Origin of the sequence: Brachybacterium fresconis (genome assembly GCF_017876515.1) — a bacterium.
GTDB classification, from domain to species: domain Bacteria; phylum Actinomycetota; class Actinomycetes; order Actinomycetales; family Dermabacteraceae; genus Brachybacterium; species Brachybacterium fresconis.
The window spans coordinates 1,443,840-1,459,666 of record NZ_JAGIOC010000001.1 but is presented as its reverse complement, the minus strand read 5'-3'; the positions used below and the strand labels follow the sequence as shown (position 1 = coordinate 1,459,666).

The window sequence follows — 15,827 nt, the reverse complement described above, 5'->3', positions numbered from 1 at the left end:
CGGATCCCGCAGGGTGGGGCCGACGGCGCGGCCTGATCCGGATCCCGCAGGGTGGGGCCGACGGCGCGGCCTGATCCGGATCCCGCAGGACTGATTCCCGCCCCGGGGTCACACACGGCGCCGGGGCGGGCGGTCCGGCACCGGGGCGCCCGGGGCCGGCAGACATGCGTCGCTCAGCGCGACCTCACGGCCCAGGAGCCCGTGAGGTCACGCTGAGCGACGAAAGATGGTGAGGGCTGTGCGACCGGACGGTCGACGGCCGAGGAATTCCCGGTGAGCCGACCGAGTTGTGCCGGGTATGCGAGCGATGACCTACACCGAGTACGGCGACCCCAGCACCCTCGAGCTCACCGACGCCCCGCTGCCGAAGGCCAGCCCCGGCACCGTCATGATCCGGGTGGAGCGCGCCTCCGTGAACCCGGTGGACTGGAAGGTGATGGCCGGCGGCCTGGACGGGCTCATCGAGACCGTATTCCCCGTCATCCCCGGCTGGGACGTCGCCGGAGTCGTCGAGGCCGTCGGCCCCGACACCCCGGAGTTCGCCCCGGGGGACCGCGTCGCCTCCTACGGGCGCACCCACCTCATCCACGGCGGCACCTACGCCGAGTACGTGGCGCTGCCTGCCGACCTGGTCACGACGATCCCGGACGGCGTGGACGCCGACGTCGCCGCAGGGCTCCCGCTGACCGGCCTCACCGCGCTGCGCAGCCTCGAGACCCTGCGGCTGAGCGCGCAGGACACCCTGCTGATCCACGCGGCCTCCGGCGGCGTCGGATACCTCGCCGCGCAGCTGGCCCGGGAGATCGGCGCGCGCGTGATCGGCACCGCCTCGGCCCGCCATCACGAGAAGCTGCAGGCCATCGGCGTCACGCCGGTGACCTACGGCGAAGGCCTCGTCGACCGGGTGCGTGAGATCGCGCCCGACGGCGTGAGCGCCGTCGCAGACTTCGTGGGCGGAGTCCGGGAGGACACCCTCGCGCTGCTCACCGAGGGAGGTCGGCACGTCTCGATCGCCGATCCCTCGGTCGAGGAGGTCGGGGGCCGCTGGGTGTGGGTGCGCCCGGACGCCCCGCGCCTGCGGACCCTGCTGGAGAAGGTCGCCGCCGGCACCCTGGCGGTCCCGATCGATCGCCGCTTCGCGCTCGCCGATGCTGCCGAGGCCCTCGAGGTCAGCAGGCGGGGCGAGGCCGGCGGGAAGCTGCTGATCGACGCGACGCGCTGAGAGCGAGCGGCCCGCCGGGCCGAGGTCGGCGGTCTCCTCGGCGCCGTGTCAGCCCCGTGGTCCGCGATCATGTCCCCGCCGTGACAGCAGCAGCATCGGCCCGATGGGCAGCGACGCCCAGGCCGGAGACTTCGGCAGCAGGGCCGTGAGTGCCACGGACCAGGCCAGAGTCCCCCAGGCCACCGGCGCTGGGACTCGTGCGCCGTCTCGGGCCCCTGTCAGGAAGAGGGCTCCGAGGAGTGCGGCGGGCGGGCCGAAGCTTCCCGGTCCGACCCAGAACGCTTCGGCGTGACGACGAGCGTCGTCCGTCGGCTCGAGGGAGATCGTGCGCCATGGACCGCGTGACAGGGTCTGTGCCCAGACGCGGGGCCTGCCGGGGAGCAACGGGGCCGCGAGGGTGTGCACGGTGCCGAAGCCCACGGTGAGCCACCCCCGCGGCGGACAGAAGCCGACGGGCGCGGCACGAGCGACCTGCCGGGGGTGAGGATCCGGACGGCTCGACGCGTGCGTGGCGGTACGACTGTGTTCCCATGGGGGGGGGGAGTCAGCAGGCAGTCGCCGTCGCCGACAAGACCTCGGCGGTCCTGGCACGAGACCTGGCACGAGAAGGGCGCGACCCCGCACCACGGGTGCGGGATCGCGCCCTTCGTCGAGCGTCGGCCCGGAGGGGATCGATCAGTCCTCGTGCTGCGCGCCGCGGATCAGATCCGCCGCGCGCTCTCCGATCAGCATCGTGGTGATGTTGGGGTTCACGGCGACCAGCTGCGGCATCACCGAGCCGTCGACCACGCGCAGACCCGTCACGCCCTTGACCCGCAGCTGCGGGTCCAGCGGAGACATGTCGTCGTCGACCGCGCCCATCCGGCAGGAGCCGGCGGGGTGGTAGACGGTGTTGTGGGTCTTGGAGACGTAGTCGGCGATCTCCTCGTCGGACTGCACGTCCTCGCCGGGGAACAGCTCCCGGCCGCGGTAGGCGTCCATCCCCGCCTGCGAGACGATCTCGCGGGCCTTGCGGATCCCCGCGACGGCGACGGCCATGTCATGGCCGTCCTCGTCGGTGAAGTAGCGCGGATCGACCCGCGGCTTGTCGCGGTAGTCGATCGTGCGCAGCCGCACCGTGCCGCGCGAGCGGGCATGGGTGACGTTCGGGGTCAGCGCGAAGGACTCCGGGGAGGTGGGGTAGCCCTGACGACGGGTGTGCATGTCGAAGGGCACCGAGCCGTAATGCATCATCAGGTCCGGCAGGTCCAGACCCTCCTGGAGGTTCGTGAAGATCCCGATCTCCCACCACTGGGTGGAATCGCGGGTCATCGGCTGCGAGGACTCCCAGGAGATCACGGCCTCCGGGTGGTCCTGCAGGTTCGAGCCGACGCCGGGGGAGTCGACCCGGACGTCGATACCCACCTCGGCGAGGTGGTCGGCCGGGCCGATCCCGGAGAGCATCAGCAGCTTCGGCGTGTCGATCGCTCCGGCGGAGAGGATGACCTCGCGCCGGGCATGCATGATCGAGGAGCGGTCGAAGGCGTTGTCGATGTACTCCACGCCCGTGGCCCGCTCGTTCTCGTCGAACAGCACCTGCATCACCTGCAGACCCGTCAGGACGTGGAGGTTCTCCCGCTCCAGGTTCGGGTGCAGGTAGGAGACGGACGACGAGGCGCGGGTGCCGTCGGCCTGGCGGTTGACCTGGAACCAGTTCGCGCCGTTGACGACGGTCTCGAAGTCGTTGAACGTGGCCCGGGGGATGCCCGCCTGCTCACAGGCATCCAGCAGGGCGACGCCCACCGGGTCCTCCGCCGGAGCGTCCATCAGGTGCACGGGACCGTCGGTGCCGTGGCCCTCGCCGGACCGGGACATGTTCGACTCCAGCCGCGCGATCAGCGGGATGATCGTCTCGGCGTTCCAGCCCTCGGCGCCCAGCTTCTCCCACAGGTCCATGTCCTCCGCGGGCGGGTGGAAGGCGATGCACGAGTTGTGGGAGGAGCAGCCGCCCAGCACCTTCGCGCGGGCATGGCGCATGAAGGAGTTGCCGTTCTCCTGGGGCTCGATCGGGTAGTCCCAGTCCAGCCCGGACTCCAGCAGCTCGGGCCAGCGCTTGAGCTGCAGCACCTCCTGGTGCTCGAGATCGGAGGGCCCGGCCTCGAGCAGGGCGACATCGATGCTCGGATCCTCGCTCAGGCGCGAGGCCAGCGCGGCACCGGCGGAGCCGCCGCCGACGATGACGTAGTCGAACTCGGCGATGGGATTCTCGGACGTGAGGTCCTTCGAGGACATGTCTCCTGCTTCCTGTCGATGGAGGGATTCTCGCTCGGGGCGCGGCGGGCCGACGGGACCCGCCGCGCGGTCGCTCGGCCCGGGTGGGGCCGCTGATCCGGTGCCGCGGTCACGGCGCGGCAGGTCGATCAGCTCTTGCGGGGGAACCAGCCCGTGACGGCCGGCTCGGTGTTCTCGTAGATGTGCTTGGACTCGGTGTACTCCCCGAGCCCGGACGGGCCCAGCTCGCGGCCGACGCCGGACATCTTGAAGCCGCCCCACTCCGCCTGCGGCAGGTAGGGGTGGAAGTCGTTGATCCAGATGGTGCCGTGGCGCAGTCGGCGCGAGACCCGGTTGGCGGTCCCGGAGTCCGAGGTCCACACGCCTCCGGCCAGGCCGTACTCGGTGTCGTTGGCGATCGCGATCGCCTCGGCCTCGGTGGAGAAGGTCTCTACGGTGATCACGGGGCCGAAGCCCTCCTCGATCACGGCCGGGTTCTCGGCCGTGCACCGATCCAGCACCGTCGGGGCGTAGAAGAAGCCCTGCTCGTGCTCGGGCCCGCCCCAGTGACCACCGGTGCGCAGCCGCGCCCCGGCCTCCACCCCGCGCTCGACGTAGTCGGTGACCTTGTCACGGTGCTGCTGCGAGATCAGCGGACCCGTCTCCGCCTGCTCATCGAAAGGTCCGCCCATGACGATGCCCTCGGCCCGGGCGACCAGGTCGTCCACGAACTGCTCGGCGATGGTGTCCTGGACGACGAGGCGGGTGCCCGCGGAGCAGAGCAGACCGGAATCCATGAAGCCGGCGTTCATCGCATTGTCGATCGCGGCCTCGTAGTCGGCGTCGGCGAAGACCACGTTGGGGTTCTTCCCGCCCAGCTCGAGGGCGACCTTCTTGATGCCCTGCGCTGCGGAGGAGGCGATCTTCCGCCCGGTGACCAGACCGCCGGTGAAGGAGATCAGATCGATCTCCGGATGGGAGGACAGGGGAGCGCCCACCGTCCCGCCGTCACCGAGCACCAGGTTCGCCACCCCCGCCGGCAGGCCCAGCGAGTCCAGCACGTCCACGATCAGGATCGTGGTGTGCGGGGTGAGCTCGGCGGGCTTGATGACGAAGGAGTTGCCCGCAGCCAGCGCCGGGGCGATCTTCCACGCCGCCTGCAGCAGCGGGAAGTTCCAGGGCGTGATCATGCCGCACACGCCGATCGGCTCCTGGACCACGCGGGAGATGACGCTGTCGTCGCCGGCGTCGACCAGACGGCCCGGGTTCTGGTCGGCGATCTTGCCGAAGTAGCGGAAGCAGGCGGTGATGTCGTCCATGTCGCCCTCGGCCTCGACCAGGCGCTTGCCGGTGTCGAGCGCCTCGGCACGGGCGAACTCGTCCTTGCGCTCCTGGAGCTGGTCGGCGACCTGCAGCAGGAGGTCTCCGCGCTCGGCGGCGGGCTTGTCGGCCCAGATCCGCTCCTCGAAGGCCCGACGGGCCGCGAGGATCGCGCGCTCGACGTCCTCGGCGCTCGCCTCGGAGACGACGCCGACCTCGCGCTGATCGGCCGGGCAGGTGACGGTGCGGGTCTCGCCCGTGGTGGCGGGCACCCACGCCCCGTCGATGTACAGGGTCGCGATCTGGTCAGTCATGACGCTCCTTCGTCTCGGTGGTCTCGGTGGTCTCGGTGGTCTCGGTGGCCTGTGCGGTGCCGGTCGTCGTGGTGGTCCCGGTGGCGGGCTCCGCCTCGGCCGGGGAGGCGGCCGCGTGGCCGGTCCGCTGATCGAGGACCTGGTCGGTGTCGATCCAGGTCTCGGGCGCCGTCACCGGGACGGTCCCGGTCGCGGTGCCGATCTCCTGACTCATCGTCAGGTACATGATGTGGGCGTCGTAGGCGTCCAGGACATCGGTGATGACCTGATCCTTCGTGTAGCCCATGATGTCGCGGCCGCGGGAGCCGAGCAGGGAGAAGATCTCGATGCGGTAGTAGACGTCCCGCACGGTGGAGAGATTCGCGGCGAAGCTCGGCACCGAATAGGCCACGGGGTAGGCCTGGTACTTGAAGTCCTCGGCGCCCTGGAAGGCGACGAGCAGGTCGACGAAGGGGACCGAGCTGTCCGGGTGCACGCCGCGATGGCAGGAGACGTCGGCCCCCATCGTGGTGAGCTCCCCGGCGACCTCCTCGATCGCCGGGGCGGCGACGGTCTCCACGAAGGTCCGCGCCCGCTCCTCGTCGGCGTAGGACATGCGCTTGTGCAGCCGCTGGCGCCAGGAGCCGCGCTCGCCGCTCTCGCGCACCCGGCTGGTCAGCAGCGCGGGCAGCGTCGCCTGCCGGGACTCCATGCCCGCCTTCTCGGTGCGCAGCACCTTCCACAGGCTGAACATCACCAGGTAGACCAGCACGGACAGCGGCAGACCGACCATCACCGTCGCCGCCTGCAGTGTGTAGACGCCGTCGATGAACAGCGTCACCAGCGTCAGCGCACCCGTGATCACCGCCCACACGATGCGCAGCCACGGCGCACCGTCGGAGTCGGTCTTCGAGGGCTTCGAGGTCATGTTCGACATCACCAGCGAGCCGGAGTCGGCGGAGGTGACGTAGAAGAACAGCCCGGTCAGCAGGGCCAGGGAGACGGTGAAGAGCGCTCCGGGGTACTGCTCGAGCAGGTTGAAGAACCCGGACTCGGGCTGGTTCACGGCGAGGTCCAGGAAGTTCTCGTCGCCGAAGAAGCTCATCGCCGCGTTCCCGAAGATCGAGACCCACAGCAGGATGAACGCGAAGGGGATCAGCAGCACGCCGACCACGAACTGGCGCAGGGTGCGGCCGCGGGAGATGCGGGCCAGGAACAGGCTCACGAAGGGAGCCCAGGCGATCCACCAGGCCCAGAAGAACAGCGTCCAGTCGGCCATCCACTGGTCTGCGGAGTAGCCCACCTCCGCGGCGCCATCGGTGTAGGCGAAGGTGTTCATCATCATCGACGGGAAGCGCGAGAAGAAGTCGCCGATGTTCTGGACCAGGGCATTGAGCAGATGATGGGTGTTCCCGGAGAACAGCACCCACAGCATGAGGGTCACGGCGAGGAGCACGTTGAGCTCGGAGAGCCGACGGATGCCCTTGTCGACGCCGGAGACGGTGGAGAGGATCGTGATGAACACGGCCAGGGCCATCAGCGCGATCTGCACGGCGATCGAGTTCGGGACGCCGAACAGTGCGGAGAGCCCGAAGTTCAGGAACACCACGCCGATGCCCAGGGAGACCGAGATGCCGAAGATGGTGCCGATCGTCGCGCCGATCTCGGCGACGTGGCCGACCGCGCCGTGGATCCGCTTGCCGAAGATCGGGGCCAGGGCCGAGCGGATGGACAGCGGCAGGTGGTACCGGTAGGCGAACAGGCCGAAGGCCATGCCCATCAGGGCGTACATCGCCCAGCCGGGGATGCCGTACTGGAAGATCGTCCACAGGGGCGCCATCCGAGCGGCCTCGTCGGAGCCGGGCGGGGCCTCGGGGGGAGTGAGGACGTTCGTGGCGGGGCCGGAGATCCCGAAGAACATCAGGTCCACGCCGATGCCGGCGGCGAACAGCATCGCCGCCCACGTGAACATGTTGTACTTCGGCACCGAATGGTCCGGACCCAATCTGGTCTGGCCGACCTTCGAGAAGGCGACGATCAGCACGAACACCACCACGATGGTGGCGGTCAGGACGTAGTACCACCCGAAGTTCGTGGCGATCCAATCCATGGCGCCGAAGATGACGGTGTCCGCGGTGCCGGGCCAGATCGCCGCGAACAGCACGAAGGCGACGATGAGCGCGGCGGTGCCCACGAAGACCGGCCAGTTCACCGGGGACGCGGTGGGGGTGCCGGTGCTCTGCGAGGCCGGATCGCCGCCCCCGGGGTCTCTCCCGGAATCGGGGGTCTTCGCAGGGCGAGGGATCTGGGAGGCCTCGGCCATCGGGGTCCTTTCGATCGAGGGGCGGACGGGCCGCACCCGATCGCAGGGCGATCGGGCCCGACCGGGGCACGATACCCGCAGCTGCGCACACGACGGAGCCGCAGGCCACAGGCGACCCTAGAGTTACTTGGCTCGAAGGTCCACTATGTGCTGGGGGATGGTGATGCACTCGTCAGGAGGAGCGTACCTGTGCCGTGCGCCACACTGGGGTCGAGGGGTGCGGAGCAGCCGGGCCCACGGTGATCTCCCGGAGGATGACGATGACAGCAGCTCGAGCACGCACCGGAGCTTTCGTGGCGGGCGTGCTGTGCGCCAACAGCATCCCGCACCTGGCCACCGCGGTGGCGGGACGGCGCCACCTCACGCCGATCGGCGGTCCGCGCTCCTCGCACCGGATCAACGCCGTCTGGGGAGCCGCCAACCTCGTCGGCGGCCTCGCCCTCGTCGCCCGCGGCGTGCACAGCGCCCGCGACGTGCCCGGCGAAGGGCGCTGGGATTCCCGCCTGGTGGCCTTCGATCTCGGGGCCGCGATGTTCGCGGTGTGGATGGCCGGCAGCGAGGCCGCGCTGCGGGGGAACTGGGACGCCGACCCGGCACCACCCGGGCCCCGGAGCTGACGCCTCGCGAACGCACCCGGGCCCCGGGTGCGTTCGCGAGGCCGACGGGTTTCGCGCGGCCGACGGGTCAGGAGGTGGGAGCGTCCTGCGGCGAGGGATCGGCCGAGACCTGGCGAGGCTTGGTGCCACGCAGGAAGAATGCTCCGACGACGCCGAGGGCGGCGATCACGCCCGCCACGATGAACGCGACGTTGACCCCGTGGATCGCCCCGGAGACGCCGTACTTCTCCGGATCCAGCGCGGACTCCGCCATGACCGTCACCAGCACGGCGGTGCCCACCGAGGCCGCGATCTGGCGCATTGTGTTGTTCAGCGCCGTGCCGTGGGGGATCAGATGCGGGGGAAGCTGGTTCAGCGCCGCCGTGGTCACCGGCATGATCACCATGGCGGTGCCGAACATCCGCACCGCGTTGACCACGGCGATGTAGGCCAGCGAGGTCTCGGTGGTCAGCACCGCGAACAGGAAGGTCGTCACGGTGACCAGGGTGAAGCCGACGACGGCGAGCACCGAGGCCCCGAAGCGGTCGAAGATCCGCCCGGTCACGGGAGACATCAGCCCCATCACGACCGCGCCCGGCAGCAGCACCAGTCCCGACTCCATCGCGGTGTAGCCGACCATGTTCTGCATGTACAGCGGGATCAGGAGCATCCCCCCGATCATCGCCATGAACACGAGCATGCCGAGCAGGGTGCCGAGGGTGAACATGCGGTAGCGCAGCACGCGGAACTCGAGGATGGGTTCGGGAAGTCGCAGCTGGCGGCGGACGAACCAGACCAGGGTGAGCGCGCCGATCACCAGCGGAACCAGGGCCTGCGGGCTCGTCCAGCTGGAATTGCCGGCATTTCCGAGGCCGAACAGGAGGCCGCCGAAGGCGAGGGTGGACAGGATGATCGAGAGCACGTCCAGGCGCGGGAAGGTGCGCTCGGTGACGTTCTTGAGGATGAAGTAGGCGACGATCATGTCGATGATCGCGATCGGCAGCATCATGATGAAGAGGGTCTGCCAGGGAAGGTGGTCCACGATCCACCCGGAGAGGCTGGGGCCGATCGCCGGCGCGAAGGCGATGACCAGACCGAAGGTACCCATCGCGGTGCCGCGCTTGTCGATCGGGAACACGGCGAACAGGATGTTCTGCATCAGCGGCATGATGATGCCGCCGCCGGCCGCCTGGATCACCCGGCCCAGCAGCAGCACGGAATACGCGGGCGCGACGGCGCAGATCACCGTGCCGACGGTGAACAGTGTCATCGCGGTGAAGAACAGCGTCCGTGTGGTGAACTTCTGGATGAGGAAGGCCGTCACCGGGATCATGATCCCGTTGACCAGCATGAACGTCGTGGTCACCCACTGCGCTGAGACCGCCGTGATGCCGAACTCGCGCATGAAGGCCGGCAGCGCCGTGTTCAGCAGCGTCTGGTTCAGGATGACGATGAAGGCCCCGGAGACCAGTGTCGCCAGCACCACGTTGCGACCGACGACGTGCGGGGACCCGCTGTCGGGTCCTTCACCGTCGGTCGCTCCGTGCGGCGTTCCTGTGGTCTTGCTCGTCACGCGACCTGGCCCCTCTCCTGCGTCATGGATTGCGGACGCTCCTGGCCGTGGGCATGCTGCAGCGCCACCGGCGATCGTCCGTGCACGACAGTAGGCCTGAAATTGCAGTGGGTGCAACTAAATGTTCGAGGTCTCACGGGCCGGAATCCCGCGGTGGGCCCGGGCGGTCTCGCGCCCGTGATCCCGTTCAGGGGAATCTCAGGTGACAATGGAGGCGTGACCAGTCCTCCCTCCATCCTCGCCGCTCGAGCGGACCAGGCCCTCGCAGAGCTGTCCCCGGGCTACTTCGCGCTGGTGATGGGCACAGGGATCCTCTCCATCGCTGTGCACGAGGCGGGAGCCTCGCGCCTCGCGCTGATCCCGCTGGGGATCGCGGCCGTCGCCTACGGGGTGCTGGTGGTCCTCTTCGTGGCGCGCTGGTTCCGCCACGGCGACCGCCTGCGGGCCGACGCGCGCAACCCGGAGACGGCCTTCGCCTTCTTCACGATCGTCGCCGGCACCGATGTGGTGGCCGTGGGCCTGCACCAGCACGGGTGGGGCACGGTCGCGACCGGATTGCTGGCCCTGGCCGCGGCGATCTGGCTGGTGCTGGGATACGTGCTGCCGTGGCAGGTGCTGATGACCCGCGACGGCGAGCCGATCCTGGCCCGCACCAACGGGTCCTGGTTCATCTGGTCGGTGGCCTCGCAGTCCCTCGCCGTCGGCCTGTCCGGGCTGCATCCGGCGACGCCCCGACTGGCCGACGTGCTCGGCGTGCTCACGGTGATGGCGTGGTCGGTGGGGATCATCCTCTACTTGGGGATCGCCGTGCTGGTGATCCTGCGGGTCGTCCACCACGGGATCACCCCGGAGCAGTTCGAGCCGACGTACTGGGTGTCGATGGGGGCACTGGCGATCTCGGTCGTCGCCGGGGCCGGCATCGTGGACATGACCCCGGTGCCGATGGTCGACGCGGCCCGCGGGCTCATCGGCGGGACGGTCGTGGTGTTCTGGTGCTTCGCGGCCTGGCTCATGCCGCTCCTGGCGGGCGCCGGTCTCTGGCGCCACGTGCTCCACCGCGTCCCGCTGCGATACACCCCGTCCCTGTGGTCGATGGTCTTCCCGCTGGGGATGTTCGCCGTCGCCTCGATGCGGCTGGGTCGGGTCGAGCACCTGCCCATGGTCGAGGTCGTCGGCGTGGTGTTCCTGGGGGTGGCCCTGCTGGCGTGGGCCCTCGTCGCCGCCGGGCTCGCGGTGACCCTGGCGCGTCTGGCCCGCGGCACGGCCTGACCGTCGGGCGACGGCCCTGCGTCGCGCACCGACCGGACGGATCCGCAGCGGCGCCGACCCGTGGTCCCGGGCCATGGCCGGGGTAGCCGGAACCTGGTGCGCCCCGTAGCGTGGTCCGGGCACGGACAGGCAGTCATCTCGACGACGAGGACGTCCCATGAGCACCGCGCCGCCCACCTCCGCCACCCAGCCGCTGCTGGTCGACTTCATCCTCTCCCTCGACGGCTGCGCCGCGGGCGAGGGGTGGCCCGGCTGGTGGGGACTGCAGAGCAGCGAATACCTCGAGTGGCTGAGCCAGGAACCCGAACACCTCACGCTGATGGGGGCGACGACCTATCGGCTCATGTCGCAGATGGCCGAGCAGGCCGCAGGAATCGACGTCGCGGAGGAGGAGAAGGAGAGCTTCGCCCAGATGGCCGAGATGCCGAAGGTGGCGTTCTCCTCCACGCTCGATGCCCCCCTGTCCTGGCCGAACACGACCCTCGTCAGCACCGACGCGGTCGAGGCCGTGCGCGAGCTGAAGCAGACCTCGACTCGTCCGCTGACCACGACCGGCAGCATCCGGCTGAGCAGCTCGCTGATGCGGGCAGGGCTCGTCGACCGCTTCCGCATCGTCCTGTTCCCGGTGCTCACCGGCCGCACCGGCCTGGAACGCATCTGGGACCAGTTCGCCGACTACGGTCTCGAGCTGACCGAGGCCCGCACCTTCGCCGGCGGGCTGCAGCTGCTCGAGTACGTGCCGACGTACCTGCCCCACCCTCCCGGCACCGACTGGGAGCGCTGAGCGATGATGAACCGATCGCACCGACAGCTCGCCACCGCTGTGCTGGAGGCGCATGGCACCACCTATGCCGCACAGGCGGGCATCACCCTCCGGGACAAGCCCTCACCCCTGTACCGCCTGCTGGTGCTGGCCACCCTGCTGTCCACGCGCATCGACGCCGACATCGCCGTGGCGGCCGCCCGGGAGCTGTCCGCCGCCGGGTTCCGCACCCCGCAGAAGATGGACGAGGCCACCTGGCAGCAACGGGTCGACGCCCTGGGGCGAGGACACTACCGCCGCTACGATGAGTCCACCGCCTCTCGCCTCGGCGACGGTGCCCGTCTGCTGCTGGACACCTACCGCGGGGATCTGCGCGCACTCCGGGACTCCGCGGACGGGCCTGGGGACGTGCGGAAGCTGCTCCAGGACTTCCCGGGCATCGGTCCCACCGGCGCGTCGATCTTCGCGCGCGAGGTGCAAGGGGTCTGGCCCGACCTCGCCCCCTCCTACGACCGCAAGGCGCTCGACGGCGCCCGCCGGCTCGGCCTGCCCCAGGACCCCGACGAGCTCGATGCGCTCGTCGATCCGGAAGACCGCGCCCGACTGGCCGCGGCGCTGGTCCGCGCCGAGCTCGGGAAGATCGACCCCGCGGACCTGTCGTGACCCGGCAGGGGGCGATCCGTCAGTCCACCTGCAGCTCGCCCATCGGCCCCCAGCCGTCGCCCTCGACCTGGTGGGAGACGATCTGCGGTGTCGCGGTGAGGTACTGCGGGAACTCCTCCTGCATCCGTGCGAAGTGCGGGGAGTTCACGTGCGGGCCGGCGCCCTCGTCGGTGAACGCCTCGATCAGCACGTAGGTGCTGGGCTCCTTCACGCTGCGCGACCACTCGAACCACAGGTTGCCGGGCTCGGCGAGCGTGGTCTCGGTGAACTCGCGGGCGATCTCCGGCCACTGCTCGGCGAACTCGGACTTCACGGGGAACTTCACGTTGATGAGGATCATCGTCGGGTCCTTTCTGATCGGGTCTGATCGAGCGACGGGAACAGCCTGCCCCACGACCGGCGCAGGCGACAGCCCGATTCTCGCAGGGCAAGAACGGATCCTGCGGCACACAACGGATCCTGCGGCACAATGGGAGCAGAGCACGAGGGGGTTGGATGAACACGATGCCGGATCGGGACGAGGAGGCCCCGACGGGTCAGATCGCCCGCGCGCTCGCCGTGCTCGAGGCCGTGGCCGCCGGAGGCAGCAGCACCGCGCGCACCATCGCCGAGGCCACCGCGATCCCGCTGCCCACCGTTTACCGCACCGCCCAGGAACTGATCCGCGCCGGATACCTGGTCCATCTGCGCGATGAGCAGCGCTTCGCCCTCGGCTACCAGCTGCACCGCCTCGCCGTCGGCCTCCACGACGACCTCGGCATTCCGCGCTCCGTCCGCGAGGAGGTCCACGCGATGTTCCGGGACCTCGGGATGGCCGCCTACCTCGCCATCCACCGCGGCACCGACTTCGTCGTCGTCCATGTCTCCGACTCCCCGCAGAGCCCGCGGCTGTCCCCGATGGGCTTCGGATTCCACGAGAGTCCGCATGCGACCGCCTTCGGCAAGGTCGGCCTCAGCGCCCTGACGCCCGAGGACCGCGATGCCTATCTCGACCGCGGCGAACTGCGCGCCCATACCGCGAACACGCTCACCGACCCGGAGGAGCTGCGCCGTCACCTCGACGAGATCGCGGATCGGGGCATTGCCTGGGAGCACGAGGAGTTCCAGCGCGGCACCGACTGCCTCGCCGCGTCGATCAAGGCCGACGACGGGATGCTCATCGGCACGGTCGCCGTCTCGGCGCCGGTCACCGCCTATGCGGGCAGGACGCGGCACGTCGAGGACCGGGTGCGGGCCTGTGCCTCGAGGGCCGGCCGCGCCTACCGTCTCGGGGCGCATCACTCCTGAGCCCCCGGATCGTTCTCACCCCGCGATAACGCGGATTGCCCGCGCTCTGCGCGCCTCCTAGATTGTGCTCCACATCACTGGCGAGGAGGCCAGGGAAGGAGAGGTCATGAATGCAGCGCACAGCAGCGAGGCCGTCAACGACGTCGAGGGCACAGCGGAGGCCGAGAGCACGCTGATCGCCCTGATCAAGGCCGCGTTCCCCCATGAGACGGTCCCGGATTCCGCCTACGCGCGGACCGCCGCCGTCGTGCAGAGACAGGCCGAGGAGAGCACGTGGATGCGGCTCAAGCTCGCGCAGGGACTGGATTCCCTGCAGGCCTTGGCCGACGGCCGGTTCGAACAGCTCAGCGCCCAGGAGGCCCTGCCGATCCTGCTGCGCATCCAGCACACCACCTTCTTCGGCTTCGTCCGGCAGACGGTGGTCGTCACCCTCTACGAGGACGAAGAGGTGTGGGACGCGCTCGGCTACGAGGGACCGTCCTTCGACAAGGGCGGCTACATCGATCGTGGCTTCGACGACCTGGACTGGCTGCCCGATCCCCGGATCGAGGAGTACGACGGCGAACCGCTCCAGGAGGTCGTCTCGGACCTGCCGGCGGCGGCCAGCACGTCCAGCACCCGCGGTGCCGCAGTGCCCGCCGGGCAGAGCAGGGCCAGAGCAGGGCGCGTCGGGAACCGGAGGAAGGACGGAGCATGAAGACCATCGACCACGACACCGAAGCCGTCGTCATCATCGGATCCGGCGCGGGCGGAGGCACCCTCGCCTACGAGCTCACCCGTCAGGGCATCGAGTGCGTCGTCCTCGAAGCGGGCCCGTACCTGCACAGCGAGGACTACATGAACCTCGAGTGGGAGGCCTTCAACCAGATGGCCTGGACGGACGCCCGCACCACCTCCGGCAGCTGGCGGATCGCCCGGGACTTCCCGAACCTGCCGACCTGGATCGTCAAGGCCGTCGGCGGCACCACCACGCACTGGTCCGGCGCGACCCCGCGCCTGAAGGCCCATGAGTTCGCCACCCGCAGCACCTACGGCCGCGTGGACGGTGCGAACCTGCTGGACTGGCCCATCGGTCTCGAGGACCTCGAGCCGTATTACACCCGGGCCGAGGACGCGATCGGTTCGACGCATCGCGGCGGCCGGCCGCCGCTGCCGGCGAACAACAATTACAAGGTCCTCGCCGCCGGGGCCGAGAAGCTCGGCTACCGCTACTACGCCACGGGTCCCTACGGCACCAACGCCGAGCCGTACGACGGCCGGCCCGCCTCGATCCAGGACGGCTTCAACTTCCAGGGGGACAAGAACCGGTCGAAATGGTCGACGAGGGTGCGGGAGATCCCGCGGGCGCTGGGGACAGGGCTTCTGGACCTGCGCCCGGAGTCCCACGTCGCCCAGATCCTGCACGACCGCTCGGGCCGGGTCGATGCGGTGATCTACCTGGACCGGGACGGGGACCTGCACCGGCAGGCCGCGAAGGTCGTGTGCGTGGCCGGCAACTCGATCGAGACGCCGCGCCTGCTGCACCTGAGCTCGTCCTCGTTGTTCCCCGATGGCCTGGCGAACTCCTCCGGGCAGGTGGGGCGCAACTACATGCGCCACATGACCGGCAGCGTGTACGCGCAGTTCGACGAACCGGTGACGATGTACCGCGGCGAGACGATGGCCGGGAACATCTCCGACGAGTCGGTGCACAACCCCGCTCGCGGCTTCGCCGGCGGCTACTACATCCAGACCATCTCGCTGGGGCCGGCCTTCCTGGCCAGCTTCGTCGAGCCCGGGGCCTGGGGCCCGAGCTTCACGGCGCTCCTGGATGCCTACGAGAACACCGCCGGCTGCTGGCTGGTGGGGGAGGACATGCCGCAGGAGTCCAACGCGATCACCTTGAACTCCACGGTCACCGACCAGCACGGACTGCCGGTCGCCAACGTCCACGTCGACGACCACGCCAACGATCTCGCCATGCGCGAGCACGCCTATTCGGCGGCCGAGCGGCTGTACGGGGCGGTCGGTGCGGTCAGCAGCCATCGCACCACCCCGTACCCGTCCACGCACAACCTCGGCACCTGCCGCATGAGCGAGCGGCCCGAGGACGGCGTGGTCGACAAGTGGGGCCGGGCGCACGATGTGCCGAACCTGTTCGTCTCCGACGGCTCGCAGTTCACCACCGGTGCCGCGGCGAACCCGACGCTGACGATCGTGGCGCTCGCGATCCGCCAGGCGGAGCATCTCGCCGAGGAGCTCCGGGCCGGCAGGATCTGAGAGGCGCCG

At 69.9% G+C, this 15,827-nt stretch carries 14 protein-coding genes; 8 read left to right on the top strand and 6 right to left on the bottom strand.

What is annotated here, in order from left to right:
• Positions 1–307 precede the first annotated feature (307 nt).
• A complete protein-coding gene (locus JOF44_RS06610; protein WP_342591690.1) occupies positions 308–1,222 on the top strand; it encodes an NADP-dependent oxidoreductase in 915 nt (304 codons plus the stop codon).
• A 48-nt stretch (positions 1,223–1,270) separates the two neighbouring features.
• Here the strand turns inward: JOF44_RS06610 and JOF44_RS21245 are convergent, their stop codons facing one another.
• From JOF44_RS21245 to betT, 4 genes are all read right to left on the bottom strand, one after another.
• Positions 1,271–1,642, bottom strand: coding sequence for a DUF6463 family protein (locus tag JOF44_RS21245; protein WP_377785234.1), 372 nt, complete (start codon positions 1,640–1,642; stop codon positions 1,271–1,273).
• 255 nt (positions 1,643–1,897) lie between these two features.
• Positions 1,898–3,493: a GMC family oxidoreductase gene (locus JOF44_RS06605; protein ID WP_209888851.1), complete on the bottom strand. Its 1,596-nt coding sequence runs from the start codon at positions 3,491–3,493 to the stop codon at positions 1,898–1,900.
• 128 nt (positions 3,494–3,621) lie between these two features.
• A complete protein-coding gene (locus JOF44_RS06600; protein ID WP_209888848.1) occupies positions 3,622–5,106 on the bottom strand; it encodes an aldehyde dehydrogenase family protein in 1,485 nt (494 codons plus the stop codon).
• Positions 5,099–7,408 carry a choline BCCT transporter BetT gene (betT, locus tag JOF44_RS06595; protein ID WP_209888845.1) on the bottom strand — a complete coding sequence of 770 codons (2,310 nt, stop codon included), beginning with the start codon at positions 7,406–7,408 and terminating at the stop codon, positions 5,099–5,101. Before betT ends, JOF44_RS06600 begins: the two co-directional genes overlap by 8 nt.
• A gap of 260 nt (positions 7,409–7,668) precedes the next feature.
• Between betT and JOF44_RS06590 the strand changes: the two genes are divergently transcribed.
• Positions 7,669–8,025 carry a hypothetical protein gene (locus JOF44_RS06590; RefSeq protein WP_209888842.1) on the top strand — a complete coding sequence of 119 codons (357 nt, stop codon included), beginning with the start codon at positions 7,669–7,671 and terminating at the stop codon, positions 8,023–8,025.
• Between the two features lie 67 nt (positions 8,026–8,092).
• On the opposite strand, the gene JOF44_RS06585 is transcribed toward JOF44_RS06590, so the two are convergent.
• Complete coding sequence (locus JOF44_RS06585) at positions 8,093–9,577, bottom strand: MDR family MFS transporter (protein WP_209888839.1); 1,485 nt, start codon at positions 9,575–9,577, stop codon at positions 8,093–8,095.
• A gap of 216 nt (positions 9,578–9,793) precedes the next feature.
• Between JOF44_RS06585 and JOF44_RS06580 the strand changes: the two genes are divergently transcribed.
• The 3 genes from JOF44_RS06580 (at position 9,794) to JOF44_RS06570 (ending at position 12,272) form a co-directional block, all read left to right on the top strand.
• Positions 9,794–10,846 (top strand): tellurite resistance/C4-dicarboxylate transporter family protein, encoded by a 1,053-nt coding sequence (locus JOF44_RS06580; protein ID WP_342591689.1) that lies wholly within the window; start codon positions 9,794–9,796, stop codon positions 10,844–10,846.
• Positions 10,847–11,003: 157 nt separating this feature from the next.
• A complete protein-coding gene (locus JOF44_RS06575) occupies positions 11,004–11,630 on the top strand; it encodes a dihydrofolate reductase family protein (RefSeq protein WP_209888833.1) in 627 nt (208 codons plus the stop codon).
• Between the two features lie 3 nt (positions 11,631–11,633).
• On the top strand, positions 11,634–12,272 hold the full coding sequence (locus JOF44_RS06570; RefSeq protein WP_245348879.1) for an HhH-GDP family DNA glycosylase: 639 nt from the start codon (positions 11,634–11,636) through the stop codon (positions 12,270–12,272).
• A 19-nt stretch (positions 12,273–12,291) separates the two neighbouring features.
• On the opposite strand, the gene JOF44_RS06565 is transcribed toward JOF44_RS06570, so the two are convergent.
• Positions 12,292–12,612 carry a putative quinol monooxygenase gene (locus JOF44_RS06565; protein WP_209888830.1) on the bottom strand — a complete coding sequence of 107 codons (321 nt, stop codon included), beginning with the start codon at positions 12,610–12,612 and terminating at the stop codon, positions 12,292–12,294.
• Positions 12,613–12,767: 155 nt separating this feature from the next.
• Between JOF44_RS06565 and JOF44_RS06560 the strand changes: the two genes are divergently transcribed.
• The 3 genes from JOF44_RS06560 (at position 12,768) to JOF44_RS06550 (ending at position 15,818) form a co-directional block, all read left to right on the top strand.
• On the top strand, positions 12,768–13,559 hold the full coding sequence (locus JOF44_RS06560; RefSeq protein ID WP_209888827.1) for an IclR family transcriptional regulator: 792 nt from the start codon (positions 12,768–12,770) through the stop codon (positions 13,557–13,559).
• A 106-nt stretch (positions 13,560–13,665) separates the two neighbouring features.
• On the top strand, positions 13,666–14,256 hold the full coding sequence (locus tag JOF44_RS06555) for a hypothetical protein (RefSeq protein WP_209888824.1): 591 nt from the start codon (positions 13,666–13,668) through the stop codon (positions 14,254–14,256).
• Positions 14,253–15,818, top strand: coding sequence for a GMC family oxidoreductase (locus JOF44_RS06550; protein WP_209888822.1), 1,566 nt, complete (start codon positions 14,253–14,255; stop codon positions 15,816–15,818). The genes JOF44_RS06555 and JOF44_RS06550 overlap by 4 nt, the downstream gene beginning before the upstream one ends.
• The last annotated feature ends 9 nt before the right edge of the window (positions 15,819–15,827 follow it).